Below are 15,090 nucleotides of genomic sequence, written 5' to 3' on the forward strand. Positions count from 1 at the left end.
ATTGGAATAGAAGGTGTATAGCATCACTGATTACCCATCAATCATGGCCTTTTGTTTTGGTCGTTGATCTATGAGGTCTTGGTCGTCGGGGCCGTGTTTGATCTTCTTGTTGAGGAGGTAGATAAAAAGAGCGAAAAGCAATAGATAAACAATGCTAAACATAATAAGTGAAAAGAGGACCTGATTGGCTGTTACAACTTTGGATAAGGCATCGGAGGTGCGCAAGTGGCCATACACCACCCAAGGCTGTCGGCCCATTTCGGCAGCAAACCAACCTACCTGATTGGCCANTTGGGGGAGCAGTACCGCCCAAGCAAAAATGGTGAGTAGCCAGCGGTGTTCGAAAAGCTTGCCACGCCACCATTGCCACGAAGCGTAGAGTGTGAGGCCGATAAGGGCCATTCCAATGGCGATCATCAGGTGGTAAAACTGAAAAATGGCATTGAGTGCCCCCGGGCGATCTTCTTCCGGGAAGGCATTGAGCCCTGTTACGGGGGCGTCGAAGTCAAAGTGGGTAAGAAAACTGAGTCCGCCTGGGATTTTGAGGCCCGTCACTTGTTGTTTTTCTTTATCTACCCAGCCGACTAAGTACATGTCTGCGGGTGCTAACGTATCGAAGTGGCCTTCTAGCGCCGCCAGCTTGGCAGGTTGATTTACAGCGACACCATCAGCTGAGCGGTGTCCGGTAAATAACTGCGCCAGCGAAAAAACGGTAGCGACACCCAGCGCAATCTTGAACGCTTTCTTAGATAATTCCACATGCCGCCCTTTCAGAAGGTAATAAGCATGGACACTCATTACGAGAAAGGCCCCTGCCAGAAAAGCTCCAATCCATACGTGAGAAAGGCGATCGACACTAGAAGGGTTGAAGACCATGGCCCAGAAATCGGTAATCTCTGCCCGGGCTTCCATCCCTTCTCCTACAATGTGATAGCCTGCCGGGGTTTGTTGCCAGCTGTTGGCCACCACAATCCATACTGCCGAGAACATGGAACCCAGCCAAACACCCAGCGTAGCAATGAAGTGAACCTTGGAACTCACCCGATTCCACCCAAAAAGCAAGACGCCGAGGAAGCCACTCTCTAGGGCAAAAGCAAAAATGCCCTCGGCGGCAAGCGCGCTACCAAAAACATCACCGACGTAGCGGGAATAGGTCGCCCAGTTGGTGCCAAACTCAAATTCCATGACAATGCCCGTAGCAACACCAATACCAAAGGTGAGTGCGAAAATTTTCGTCCAAAAACGAGCCATCGTCTCGTAAATTTTGTCACCGGTGCGGAGATACTGCCCCTCCATGATTACCATAATCAGGCCTAGCCCAATACTGAGTGGAGGGTAGATGTAGTGAAAAGAGATGGTAAAGGCAAACTGGAGTCGGGAAAGAATTTCAACGTCCATCAGCACTTGTTTTGAGCGGTTAAGAATTCGTTAGTTCTATTAGTTTAAACAGCATAGAGCAACGCTTTAATAGCACCTTTTAAGGTTTTTTTTCTTGTTTAGAGCCATTCTATATAGAATGTAAAATACCTGAAAAAACTTGACTTTCTGAGTGATCAGGATCACGATTAGAAAAAAGGAACACCGGGACACTTTAATATATGAACACATTTTCATACTTTTATCCGGCAACTAGCTGTTTTGTCAAAAGAAAATAGAGAAAGAATGATTATTGAGCAAATTTATACAGGATGCTTGGCCCAGGGAGCTTATTATGTAGAAAGTGAAGGCGAAGCAGTTATTATTGACCCTTTACGAGAAACACAGCCCTATTTGGAACGTGCCAAAAAGAATGGTGCCAAGATCAAATATATTTTTGAGACTCACTTTCATGCCGACTTTGTCTCGGGGCATCTGGATCTAGCAAAGAAGACGGGGGCAGTAATTGTTTATGGTCCTACTGCTGATACAACTTATGAGAAGCACCTTGCTACTGACGGAGAAGAATTCAAAGTAGGAGCGCTCACCTTCCGGGTTTTACATACCCCTGGGCATACGCCAGAGAGCACAAGTTATCTATTGCTGGATGCCAATGGGAAAGAGCACGCTGTCTTTACCGGTGATACATTATTTATTGGTGATGTAGGGCGCCCTGATCTGGCTCAAAAGAAAGGAAGCCTAACGAAGGAAGACCTAGCAGGATGGTTATACGATAGCCTGAGGAATAAAATTATGACCTTGCCTGACGAGACGATTGTCTACCCTGCACATGGTGCTGGTTCAGCTTGTGGTAAAAACATGAGCTCAGAAACGTGGAGTACCCTGGGGGAGCAAAAAGAATCGAACTACGCCCTGCGTGCGGACATGACCAAAGAGGAGTTTATCAAGGAAGTAACAGATGGCTTGCTACCTCCTCCTCAGTATTTTGCTAAAAATGCAAAGCTTAATAAAACCGGCTACGAAAGTATTGACGAGGTGATGGAAAAAGGTGCTAACCCTTTGAATCCGCGAGAATTTGAAGCCGTTGCAGAGAGTACCGATGCGTTGGTTTTGGATGTGCGCAACCGCGAAGATTTTGTACAGAGCTTTATCCCCAATTCGATTTTTATAGGTTTGGATGGCAGTTTTGCGCCTTGGGTAGGTGCATTGATTGCTGATTTGCAGCAGCCGATTTTACTGGTTGCTCCAGAAGGTCAGGAGGCCGAAGCCGTAAAGCGCCTCGCGCGAGTAGGTTACGATAACACCCTGGGCTACCTTGAAGGAGGAATGGCAGCATGGAAAAAAGCAGGAAAGGAAGTAGACGAAATTGAAAGCATCACGGGAGCGGAGTTTGCGAAGCAACAACAAGCAGGAGAAATTCACATCCTGGATGTGCGCAAGCCCGGCGAATGGTCGGGAGAGCACCTGGAAGGTGCCCAGCATTTTCCTTTGGATTTTCTGAACAACCACATGGGGGCTATCGATCCGAAGCAAACTTATCATATACACTGCCGCAGTGGTTATCGATCTACAATCGCGGCCTCTATCCTGCGAGCGCGGGGCTTTAAGAACCTCATCAACGTGCAAGATAAGTTTGAAGATTTTGGGAAAGCAGGAATGGAGGTGACTGACTTTGTTTGCCCAACCACCCAAGTGAACGCCTAACGAATTCGATGCTGTTTCTAAGCTTTTAGCAAAAAAGAAAATTTATGAAATATGGTTTTGTCATAGACAATCGGAAATGTATTGGTTGTCATGCTTGTACTACGGCCTGTAAATCGGAGCACAATGTACCCGTGGGTGTCAATCGTACGTGGGTAAAACAAGTCGAAAAGGGTGAGTTTCCCGATTCTCGGCGCTTGTTTTCGGTGATGCGTTGCAACCATTGTACAGATGCACCCTGTGTGGAAATTTGCCCGACGGAGGCACTCTTTGTGAGAGAAGATGGCATTGTAGATTTTGATAAAGATCGCTGCATCGGGTGTAAATCTTGTATGCAGGCCTGCCCTTATGATGCCCTCTACATTGATCCGGAAACAAGTACAGCGGCCAAGTGTAATTACTGCGCCCACCGCATAGATGTAGGCCTGGAACCTGCATGTGTAAATGTATGTCCAGAGCATGCGATCATCTCTGGTGATATGGAAGACGCTGGTTCGGAGATAGCCCAGTTGCTGGCTCGCCAAGCCGTGAAAGTTCGAAAACCTGAGAAAGGTACTCAGCCTAACCTGTTTTATATTGATGCGGATGAAGCGTCGCTGAACCCATCGGCAACAGTGGATACAGGGAAATATCTTTGGAATTCGCAAACAACGGGCGTAGGGCATTTTGCAAAAGAAGCCGAAAAGCTGGCCTTTAGCAATGGTGATGTGATAGCAGCTGTACTGGAAGCCAATAACCAATACACCAATGCGGGAGAAGTAGCCAAGGATGGTCCCAAAAAATCGGTAGAAGTACTGATGGGCAAAGAAGCCCGCCGGGTATACGACACCCCAAACAAAGGAATTCTTTGGGGCTGGGAAGTATCGGGTTACGTATGGACCAAGGCAATTTCGGCAGGTGTACTGCTGGTGCTCTTTTTGGCAACGTTTTTCGGTGATGCAGTACCTACTACAGCTACGCAGTGGTGGGCCTACGGACTGGGCTTGGTGTTCTTGTCGTTGACCGGTTTATTACTGGTTATGGATTTGGACCAGCCAAAGCGCTTCCTTTACGTATTGCTGCGGCCACATTGGGGGTCTTGGCTGGTTAAAGGTGGGTACACGATTACCGTTTATGGCGGCTTGTTGACACTGTTGATGGTTGGACTATTTTTCGGATGGGAAAGCCTAAATGAAATAGCGACCTGGATTACCGCTGCCGTGGCGATTGTGGTAGCTGTGTACACGGCATTTCTGTTTGGGCAGGCCAAAGGCCGTGATTTTTGGCAGAGCCCGACGCTGGCTATCCATATGTTGGTACATAGCTTTATGGCAGGCGCAGCAGCCTTAGCGCTGGTTGCTTTACTGACCAGTGACAGCTTGGGGTGGACCGACTTCCTGGCAACGGTAATGGCTGTGGGAATTGGGGTGAACCTACTGACGATGGTAGTAGAATTGACGATGACGCACCCTACCGTTGCGGCCCACGAAGTGGTAAAGATGATAACGAAAGGTCGCTATGCAAGAACCTTTTACCTGGGAGCAGTACTGCTGGGTAATATTATTCCACTAGTGCTATTGCTGATGGGGGCTAGCCAGATGATGATAGCTTTGGCAGGTATAATGGTACTAGCTGGTATTTATTTCACTGAAAAAATATGGGTGGAAGCGCCACAGCGGATTTCGTTGAGCTAGGGTACTCACCACCCTCAATTCTGCGAATTGATCCCGCCAGCGGGATATAGCGTCGGAGGAGGTAGTTCCAAAAACGCGCAAGCTGCCTGGAGGGCCCGAACGAAGTGAAGGGCCACGCCCATGAAATGGCGGGGCGGAGCAAGGCGAACCCCAGAAGGGAGCGACCCGAAGGGATGCGCCCAAAAAGAAAAATAAGAAGCATGACCAATAAGCAACCAAGTTTTATAGAAAGGATGGCCGAAAAGTTGGGCCTAATTCCTGATTTGCAACAAAACCGGAACCCGGATTTGGAACGTATTGCTCCGGAAGGTGAACTTACCCAATTTCCGCCGATGGAGCAGTGGGACGACTGGACGGAGTATGAAGCAACGGAGCACCCCAAGCGGGTAAAACGCAACTATACGATAGTGCCAACGACCTGCTTTAACTGCGAAAGTGCTTGTGGATTAACGGCTTATGTAGACAAAGACAGCCATGAAATTCGCAAATTTGAAGGCAATCCTCACCATCCGGGCAGCCGGGGGCGGAATTGTGCTAAAGGGCCAGCGACGATCAACCAAATTACTGACCCCGACCGCATCTTGTATCCTCTGAAGCGCGTAGGTGAACGCGGCGAGGGCAAGTGGGAACGCGTGAGCTGGGACGAGGTGCTGGATGATATTGCAGGACGGATACGCAAAGCGCTGCAAGAAAAACGAAACAATGAAGTGGCCTACCATGTGGGGCGCCCCGGACACGAAGGCTATGCCAACCGGGTGATACAGGCCTGGGGAGTAGATGGACACAACAGCCATACGAACATCTGCTCGTCGGGTGCTCGCTTTGGTTACAATATTTGGTACGGTTATGATCGGCCCTCGCCAGACCATGCCAATGCCAAGTTTATCCTTCTGATTTCTGCCCACCTAGAGAGTGGTCACTACTTTAATCCGCATGCTCAGCGTATTATTGAAGCCAAGATGAAGGGGGCTAAGCTGGCCACCATGGATCCGCGCTTGTCGAATACGGCTAGTATGTCGGATTATTGGCTGCCTACCTATCCGGGCTCAGAAGCGGCGGTGATGTTGGCGATGGCAAAAATTATCCTGGACGAAGGGTTGTACAATCGTCCGTTTTTGGAAAACTGGACCAATTGGCGGGCTTATCTGCAAGCACGTCATCCAGAGGCACCGCTGACCTTTGAGACTTACATCGAGAAGATGCGGGAAGAATACGCCGAGTACACGCCCGCTTTCGCGGAGCAGGAGAGTGGTGTGCCGGCCGAGAGGGTAGAAGAAGTAGCGCGGGCCATTGGTGCCGCCGGAGAGCAGTTTGCCTCTCATAATTGGCGGAGTGCTGCCAGTGGGAATTTGGGTGGCTGGTGCGTGTCGCGTGCGCTGCACTTTCTGACCGTACTGACCGGAAGCGTAGGGACTAAAGGAGGTACTTCGCCGAACAGCTGGAACAAGTTTTCGCCGCAGTTTGTCACGACGCCTCCGGGACAGAAGTTCTGGAATGAGTTGCATTTTCCCAATGAGTATCCGCTCTCTTTCTTTGAGATGAGCTTTTTACTGCCCCACTTCTTGAAGGAAGGCAGAGGAAAGATGGATGTGTATTTCACCAGGGTGTTCAACCCCGTGTGGACCTATCCCGACGGCTTCAGTTGGATGGAAGCCTTGATGGATAAGGATTTGGTGAACATGCACATCGCGTTGACGCCTACCTGGAACGAGACGGCTTTCTTTGCCGATTATGTATTGCCGATGGGGCACTCTGCTGAACGGCATGACCTGAATAGCTATGCGACTCACTCGGGTATGTGGATAGCCTTCAGGCAACCCGTACTGCGTGAAGCTGCACGGCGGGCCGGTAAAAACGTGGAATTCACCTACGAAGTGAATCCTGGCGAAGTATGGGAAGAAGACGAATTCTGGATTGAATTGAGCTGGCGGATCGACCCTGACGGAAGCTTGGGTGTGCGCGAGCACTTTTTGTCGCCTTACCGCAAAGGAGAGAAGATCACTATTGATGAATATTATCAGTACATTTTTGAACGTACCAAAGGGCTGTCTGAAACAGCGAAGAAGGAAGGCTTGACCGAGCTGGATTATATGCGTAAATACGGTGCCTTTGAGGTAGAGAAGCACAGCTACTCGAAGCATATCACTGAACTGACCCCAGAACAACTTGAAGGAAGTGTAACCGAAGAAGGGACGGACCTGATCAAGAAAAATGATAAAACGATAGGCGTATATGTGGATGGCAAAGCCGTAGTAGGCTTCCCGACACCTTCGCGAAAGAACGAGTTTTATTCACAGACCATGGTCGATTGGGGTTGGCCTGAATATGCTACGCCTACCTACATTAAGAGTCATATTCACCCGGACACCTTGGACAAAGAGAAGGGCGAGTACTGTCTGGTGCCGACCTTCCGTTTACCAACGTTGATTCACTCGCGGTCGGGTAATGCGAAGTGGTTGACAGAAATATCCAACCGCAATCCTATCTGGATGCACCCGGAGGATGCTAGCCGTTGGGGTTTTCGGACGGGTGATTTGGTGCGACTGAATACTGATATTGGCTATTTTGTGGATAAAGTATGGGTAACCCAAGGGATGAAGCCGGGTGTAATTGCCTGTTCGCATCACCTGGGGCGCTGGCGCCGTAGGCAGGATGCCGGTAACCGCTGGGCTACCAATACGGTAAACATCAACCACGATGGCAAAGGCGGCTGGAAAATGTCGACCCTTTCCGGTGTGAAGCCCTTTGATAGTAAAGATGCCGATAGCAAGCGTATTTTTTGGACAGACGGTGGGGTACACCAAAATATTACTCATGCTGTACACCCTGATCCGATCAGTGGCATGCACTGCTGGCACCAGCGGGTGCTTGTCGAACGCCCCCATGCTGATGACAACTACGGCGACATCTTTGTGGATACTGCCAAGGCGCACGAAAATTATAAGGAATGGTTGAAGATGACGCGTCCGGCACCGGGACCTGGAGGACTGCGCCGGCCGTTGTGGTTTAAGCGGCCGCTGCGACCACAGGAAGAGATGTACTACTTGGATGATCCAGGGGGAGAGTAGTTTTTTTATCACATAGACACATTAGGGAGTGCTTTTATCACATGGGCACATAGTTTCTATGTGGTAAAAAAAACTTAAGTGCCTTTGGTGGTTCAAAACTGAAGTAGTTAGCTGTTGAAATTTAATGACGCCTATGAGTGAGGATTGTAAGATCAAGCGCTGGGATCAGCTGAAGACCCAATTACATAACGTGAAGGCAAAAGAGGCTATTGAACTACTGGCGGCACACCCTGGTATGATGGTCATTGATTGCCGGCAACCGAAGGAGTATAGTATGGTGCGCTTACCGAAGGCAGTAAATGTTGATTATTTAGAAGCCTCTTTTTGGGAATATGTGCGAAAGCTGCCCAAAGATGAACCTTATTTGGTGTATTGCAATACTTGCCGCCGGAGTACCCGTGTCTGCACTTTGATGAAAAATGGTGGGTTTGAGAAGGTCTATAATTTGGATGGCGGATTGAAGGCTTGGATAGATGATTGTGGGGATGGGGCGTTGGTGAGGGGAGATTTGATCTAATAAGAAGTAGTAATGCATTAGGTGATAAGTAAGTAAAAAAATATAGTCTTGTTTTTATGAGGGAAAAAACCTATTATTGATAGAGTAACTCTAAATAAATAAAAATCAGATGAGTGTTATAAATAAGCCGTTGACAAACTTGCAGTTAGAGTTGATGAAGCTTTTTAGTTTAGATTTATCGGAAGAAGAGTTGAACGATGTGAGGCAGATATTATCAAATTATTTTGCAAAGAAAGCATCTAATGAAATGGATCGTCTATGGGACGAAAATAATTGGAGCGATGAGACAATGGATAATTGGTTGGAAGGAAATAACTAAAGAATGCGAGTTGTCTTAGATACGAATAGTTTATTGGTAAGTATTGGCAGTAAATCAAAATATCGACCAATTTTTGACGCGTTACTTAACGGAGTGATAACTCTTCTAATTACCAACGATATAATAAATGAATATGTGGAAATCATTGGGCAAAGAACCAATGCCATTGTTGCTGATAATGCCAGTGATTTATTAATGAGTTCACCCTCTGTAGAAAAAGTAAAGGTTTATTTTAAATGGTCAATTATATCACAGGATGCAGATGATAATAAGTTTGTAGACTGTGCTCTCAACGGTAGAGCTAGTTTTTTAGTAACAGATGATAAGCATTTTAATGTATTGAAAGACATTGGGTTTCCTCCTGTTCAAATTATTAGGACTAAGGATTTTCTGAAGGAAGTTGAAAAGCTACAAAAGTTGAAGGAGTGATATTTCTAAAAAAAAATCGCACATGTGATCCCCGTCACTGACTAGCTCCCCAAAAGGCCGTTGTTTTGTATTCGTAATCAGAAACTAGCAAATCTTAATAATTACGAATCATGCAAGTAGAACAAATATATACCGGTTGTCTGGCACAAGGAGCTTACTATATCGAGAGTCAAGGCGAAGCGGTTATCATTGACCCTTTACGGGAAACCCAACCTTACCTGGATAAGCTGGCGGAAGCTGGCGTTAAGTTGAAGTACATTTTTGAGACGCACTTTCACGCTGATTTTGTTTCAGGTCACCTGGACTTGGCGAAGAAAACGGGTGCTAAGATTGTTTATGGTCCTCAAGCGGCAACTACTTATGATATCTACAGTGCCAAAGACGGCGAAGAGCTGAAAGTAGGCGCATTGACCTTTAAGGTGTTGCATACCCCTGGACATACCTTGGAAAGTACCACTTATCTGCTTCGCAACGAAGCTGGAGAAGACTATGCTCTTTTCTCTGGAGACACGCTCTTTTTAGGAGATGTTGGTCGTCCTGATTTGGCCATCAAGCAAGGTGAAATCACTAAAGAAGATTTGGCGGAGATGCTTTTCGAGAGCCTGCGCACCAAAATTATGCCGTTAGATGACAAAGTGATTGTCTATCCTGGCCACGGTGCCGGTTCGGCTTGTGGAAAGAACCTGAGTACCGATACTTGGGGCTATTTGGGAGACCAAAAAGCGACGAACTACGCCTTGCGTGTAGATATGACCAAAGAAGAATTTGTAGAGGAGGTGACTTCAGGTTTGCTTCCTCCCCCGCAGTATTTCGCTAAGAATGCGATGATGAATAAAGCGGGGTATGATAGCTTCGACGATGTATTGAAAACAGGAGCTGTAGCCCTTACACCCGAAGCATTTGAAGCCTTGGCAGAAAGCGAAGAAGCTCTGATGTTGGATACTCGCCACCAAGATGAGTTTGCGAAAGCTCACGTACCTAATTCAATTTTTATTGGGATTGATGGCAGCTTTGCCCCTTGGGTGGGGGCCTTGATCACAGATATTAAGCAGCCCATTATTCTGATCACGCCAGAGGGGCGGGAAGAAGAAGTGGTGACCCGCCTAGCACGTGTTGGCTATGATAATACTCTTGGGTATCTGGCTGGAGGCCTCGAAGCTTGGACCAAAGCTGGCAAAGAAGTAGATGCTATCGAAAGCATTACCGCCGATGAATTAGCGGAGCAATTGGCAGAAGGCTTGAAGGGGGAACTACTCGATGTGCGCAAACCCACTGAATACCTGGCACAACATGCAGAAGAAGCAACAAATTTCCCACTGGATTACTTGAACAAGAATATGGAACGACTAGATCGTCAATCGACCTACTACCTACACTGTTTAGGAGGATATCGCTCGATGATTTTTGCTTCTATTCTTCAGGCTCGTGGATTCCGGAATTTGGTAGATGTGCAGAAAGGCTGGCGTGCTATTGAGGCGAGCCCAGTGCCTGTGACAAACTATGCTTGTCCGAGTACACTTACACAAGAAACGATTGATCAGGCGGTAGCAGCCGTTCTGTAAAGAAATATGGGTGATTTTATAGGTTTTCAGTACGGCATTGTTATAAAATACAATGCCGTACATTTTTAAAAAAGAACAATGAGTTATTTTTTTATCGCCATAATCGCCGTACTGGTGGTTATATTATTCCAGAAATTTATGCAACAGTTTAATAGCCGCGGCAAGTATGAAAATATTGATGCCAGCACATTTATTGGTTTGAGCAAGGAGCCGAATGCCGTTATTCTAGATGTCCGCCAGCCAGGTGAAATTGCAGAAGGCAAAATCAAAGGCGCCAAAGCCATCAACGTATTGGCAGGTAACTTTATGGAGGAAGTAAATAAACTTTCCAAGGATAAAGCTTACCTCGTTTATTGTCGTAGCGGTAACCGCAGTGGAATGGCCTGTGGTAAAATGGCAGAATTAGGTTTTACAAAACTTTATAACCTGCAGGGAGGCTATGGTGCTTGGCTTCGTGCAAAATAAGGGTTTAAAGCTTGGCTTTCGGCATTTTGTATAGCTGCCCTTTCCGGGTTAGTTAAAGCTGTAAAGGGATTATCTACGGTGATCGTCTCAAGGGTGAAAAGTAGCCTGTGTCCTTCTACGGTGTTTCGCCGAAAGTCCAGCTTGGAAACGGGAAGTTTATTGATTAATTATGTTGTTCTTTTGTAAGCTGGTTATTTTATGAATACCTGTTAGATAGGAAAAACAAATTGATAAATAACTGTACTTTTGTAGGATGTCTACTAAGGATTACAAACGATTATCTTCCTTATCTATCCTTACTTCTAGTTGGTTAGTAGTAGCCTTTCTGCAATTGGTGACGGTTTCTCTTTCTGCTCAGGCTTGGTCTACTTATCCCCGCCATTTTACCGTAGACGACGGCTTACCTACACTTGATGTTTACCATATTCAACAAGATAAAGATGGTTTTATCTGGATCGGTACGGATGTAGGCATGGCCAGGTACGATGGTTATGATTTTGAGGTGACGACAACAAGGGATGGCCTGCCCAATAATGATGTTATTCGCATTGTTGAGGATCAGCAAGGGAAGCTATGGGTTAGCTCTTTTGGCCCTTTATGTATTATCAATGATGGAGAAAAGGAAATTATTGACTTACCTGAACTTCAGGTTCGAAAGACGATTTTCGAGATAATCAATTCTGCTGAGGATGGCATGTGGATGAACTATGGGAGGGATATCTTTTATCTCGACGCCAGCTATCAGTTAAAGCCATTACCAGAATCAATCGCAAAGCCCAGGACTTATTCTCGCCAGGCGATGACCAAAGGCGAACAAGACACGGTTTTAATCTACTCTGGGGATTACATTTATCATACCTATAATGAATCGGTAGTTGATTCTATACTATTACCTTCCGTTTTTCGAGATGTGTTGGGTATCGTCTATGCCTACCATGATGGTGCTTATTTTTTTATTACAGATAATGGTCTTCAGGAATGGAATCCTCAAAAGGCCGAAATAAAGCTTATAGATGGAGATATAAAAAATGGGATTAAAATGAACGTGGAAGGAGATCAACTCTTTGCTATGCATTCTAATTACGGCCTTAGAATCTATGAGCAAGAAGATGATTCCTGGGAGCTAAAACATCAATTGTATGCTTCTGATTATTGTAATTCGTATATGTTAGATAGAGAGGGGAATTTGTGGATTACAACCTTGGGAAATGGAATGTATTTCTATCCTCGTCAAACGATCCCTTCTTACGCTACGGTATTGCCGGAGGAACATCAACGACTTAACAAGCTGTTGGGCAACAACAACAGCTTGTACCTGGGAACGTATAATGGCCGAATCTATACTTTTAACCCTGAGGATCATAGTGCTAGTATGTTGGTGGAATCCAAGGCGCCCTCGAACGATATATTTGACCGGATCATGTCGATGGTAAGCTTAAGTACCGGAGAGCTCCTGATAGGGAAAGATACCGGTTTGTATTTGCTAGAAGGAGATTCCTTGAAATATCTGGTGAAACTGGCGATCAAGTCTCTTTATGTAGATAAAGACGACGGCCTACTGATAAATACGCAAGGAAGTTGCATGCATGTTCCACGGACCTTGCTGGAAGAGTGGCGGGAGAGTTTGGAAGGAGAACATAAGAATGTGATGAAAAAAGCCAAGCTTATAGCTGAAGGTCGCGGCTATACATCATTTGTGAGCAAGGATGGAACAATATGGACAGACAATACAGCGCGCGGGTTGATTTCCTATCGTGATGGGATGACCACTTACTGGCAGGACCGGAGCCAGATATTTAAGGTACAGGTTAATGATATTGAAGAATTACCAGATGGCACCTTAGCTTTGGCTACCCAAGGAGAGGGGCTTGTTTTTCTAAAAAACGGAGATTTTTGGGTCGTCGATGAATTATTGCAGCTGCCCAGTACCATTGTGAGCAGTCTCTATCTGTCTGGAGATAGCCTGTGGGTTGCGACTAACAGAGGGGTGGCTTTAGCAAGTGGAATTGATATTTCGCGAAGGCAGGTAACGGTCAATGTTTACAATCGAAACGACGGCTTACTGACGGAAGACATTGCAGATGTGGTGGTTTGGCAAGACGAATTGATATTGGCTACCGAGAGGGGTTTGCTACGTTTGCCTTTAGAGCAAGGCCCAGAGGAGGAAGTATATCCTCGGGTTTTAATTCAATCCTTAAAAGTGGATGGAATGGATTTAATGGTAGGCGATAATATTGAGCTTTCTAACCATTCTAATAATCCAAGTTTTTCTTTTTTGGGGATATCTTACCGTAGTCAAGGTAAAATTCGTTATCGATATCGGTTGGAGGGTTACGACCAGGATTGGTTAAATACAGCTAATCGTGAGGTTAACTACCACAATCTCTCGCCTGGAGCTTATACATTCATGGTGCAGGCTATTGATTACAAAGGACAGTTTAGTGAAAATATTGCAAGCCTGCCATTTTATATACGCCCTCATTTTACCCAGCGACGAGGTTTTTGGTTTTTGTTAAGTATCCTGGTATTAGGCTTACTTGGTGCAGCGGGTTACAGTTATCTTTCTATTCGCCAAAAAAATATATTGACCTTATTGGTAAAAGAGAAAACTGCTGACCTTGACCAACAAGTAGCCGAGTTGGCCCGATCTAATGAAGAATTGGAACAATTTGCACGAGCAGCTTCGCATGATTTAAAATCGCCTTTACGCAATGTTGCCAGTTTTGTCCAGTTACTTGACCGAAGGGCAAATGACCGCTTGAGCAAAGATGAAAAAGAGTATATCCAGTTAGCTGTGAATGGCGTGAAAAGTATGGAACGAACCATTGAGGATTTGCTAAGAGTCACTAAGGTAGATCAGCATGATATTGAGAAGGTGTCTCTTAATTTTATTAGGGTAATTAAAGAAATAGAACAAGCCAACCAAAATTTACTGAAAGAACAACAGGCTGAAATTATTATTGATAACGAGTTTCCTGAAATTACTTTTAGCAAGGTTAATGCCTATCAGCTGTTTCAAAACCTAATCCTTAATAGTATCAACTATCGATCGGAAGAGGCTCCCCGAATTCATGTTGGTTGTGAAGAGGCGGGTTCCTTCTGGAGGTTTTATGTAAAAGACAATGGCATAGGCATTGAAGAGGAATTTCAGGAGCAAATTTTCTCTCTTTTTCAACGTTTGCACCATAATGATGAAATACCTGGAACGGGAATTGGGTTAGCACTTTGCAAGAAGATTGTAGAACGCAACGGCGGGAAAATAAGTGTTGATTCTATGCCAGGGCATGGTGCAACCTTTTATTTTACCATTCCGAAGGAGTAGGGAATGTACCGCTTTGTTAATGAGATGTTAGCAATCTGCCTTAAATGACTTTTTTATTTGGTGGGAATTGAAAAAAATCTACATTTATGCCGAAATTAATTAATTAGAGTGAAGCAAGTCGTAAATAAACAATTGGGTACTGGGATAAGACTATCGATGGTCTTCAGTCCAATCTTTGCTATTTGCTTGCTTTGGTCTAATGTTTGCTTTGCGGTTTCTACTTCGGATTATTACCCCTCCAGCCAAGAAGATGGGGTGGTTCTTAAAGACCAATCTTCAAAACTTGGTCAACTCTATTTTTACCAAGCGGAAGAAGTCGAGGAAAAAGAGTCTGAAGAAGACCTTTCCAAGGATTGTACAGGTTACAATTCCTGTATTTCCTGTCTAGCTATTTGTCCTAGCCATATTTTATCGCTTTACGATAGTGCTCTACTATCTTCGCCACCACTAAAGCGTTATCTCCTTTTTCATGCCTTGAAATTGGACTGCTAATTCTCCCTCTTTTTTAGCTGTAGCTACAGTTGTTAAGCTCTAATTTGGCCATTGCTAATTAGGGGCTTGCCTTTTCTCTTTTCCAAATTGGCTTTCTGATAGTTGCTGTTTCTTATGAACAGCTGCATAGCAGTATTGGTCAAAATTCAATCTCTTCTCTGATAA

General features: G+C 45.5%; 10 protein-coding genes. 9 read left to right on the forward strand and 1 reads right to left on the reverse strand.

The genetic code is table 11. The features are described from left to right. Positions 1 to 30: 30 nt before the first annotated feature. Complete coding sequence (locus A3EU_RS0122065) at positions 31 to 1,398, reverse strand: cytochrome ubiquinol oxidase subunit I (RefSeq protein ID WP_020538380.1); 1,368 nt, start codon at positions 1,396 to 1,398, stop codon at positions 31 to 33. A gap of 264 nt (positions 1,399 to 1,662) precedes the next feature. Between A3EU_RS0122065 and A3EU_RS0122070 the strand changes: the two genes are divergently transcribed. The 9 genes from A3EU_RS0122070 to A3EU_RS33195 all read left to right on the forward strand — a co-directional run bounded on the left by A3EU_RS0122070 (position 1,663) and on the right by A3EU_RS33195 (position 14,433). Next, positions 1,663 to 3,081: an MBL fold metallo-hydrolase gene (locus A3EU_RS0122070; protein ID WP_020538381.1), complete on the forward strand. Its 1,419-nt coding sequence runs from the start codon at positions 1,663 to 1,665 to the stop codon at positions 3,079 to 3,081. A gap of 44 nt (positions 3,082 to 3,125) precedes the next feature. After that, entirely contained in the window at positions 3,126 to 4,751 is a 1,626-nt protein-coding gene (locus A3EU_RS0122075; protein ID WP_020538382.1) for a 4Fe-4S dicluster domain-containing protein, read from the forward strand. A 200-nt stretch (positions 4,752 to 4,951) separates the two neighbouring features. Further along, positions 4,952 to 7,819, forward strand: a complete 2,868-nt coding sequence (locus tag A3EU_RS0122080) for a molybdopterin-dependent oxidoreductase (RefSeq protein ID WP_020538383.1) — start codon at positions 4,952 to 4,954, stop codon at positions 7,817 to 7,819. Positions 7,820 to 7,952: 133 nt separating this feature from the next. Then, positions 7,953 to 8,336, forward strand: coding sequence for a rhodanese-like domain-containing protein (locus tag A3EU_RS31405; RefSeq protein ID WP_044086366.1), 384 nt, complete (start codon positions 7,953 to 7,955; stop codon positions 8,334 to 8,336). Between the two features lie 109 nt (positions 8,337 to 8,445). Continuing rightward, entirely contained in the window at positions 8,446 to 8,655 is a 210-nt protein-coding gene (locus tag A3EU_RS0122090) for a hypothetical protein (protein WP_020538385.1), read from the forward strand. Between the two features lie 3 nt (positions 8,656 to 8,658). Next, positions 8,659 to 9,084, forward strand: coding sequence for a PIN domain-containing protein (locus A3EU_RS31410; protein ID WP_020538386.1), 426 nt, complete (start codon positions 8,659 to 8,661; stop codon positions 9,082 to 9,084). A 110-nt stretch (positions 9,085 to 9,194) separates the two neighbouring features. Continuing rightward, a complete protein-coding gene (locus A3EU_RS0122100) occupies positions 9,195 to 10,646 on the forward strand; it encodes an MBL fold metallo-hydrolase (RefSeq protein ID WP_020538387.1) in 1,452 nt (483 codons plus the stop codon). 78 nt (positions 10,647 to 10,724) lie between these two features. Continuing rightward, positions 10,725 to 11,111 (forward strand): rhodanese-like domain-containing protein, encoded by a 387-nt coding sequence (locus A3EU_RS0122105; RefSeq protein WP_020538388.1) that lies wholly within the window; start codon positions 10,725 to 10,727, stop codon positions 11,109 to 11,111. 253 nt (positions 11,112 to 11,364) lie between these two features. After that, positions 11,365 to 14,433: an ATP-binding protein gene (locus A3EU_RS33195; RefSeq protein WP_020538389.1), complete on the forward strand. Its 3,069-nt coding sequence runs from the start codon at positions 11,365 to 11,367 to the stop codon at positions 14,431 to 14,433. Positions 14,434 to 15,090 lie beyond the last annotated feature (657 nt).

The organism is Lewinella cohaerens DSM 23179, from assembly GCF_000379805.1.
GTDB classification, from domain to species: Bacteria; Bacteroidota; Bacteroidia; order Chitinophagales; family Saprospiraceae; genus Lewinella; species Lewinella cohaerens.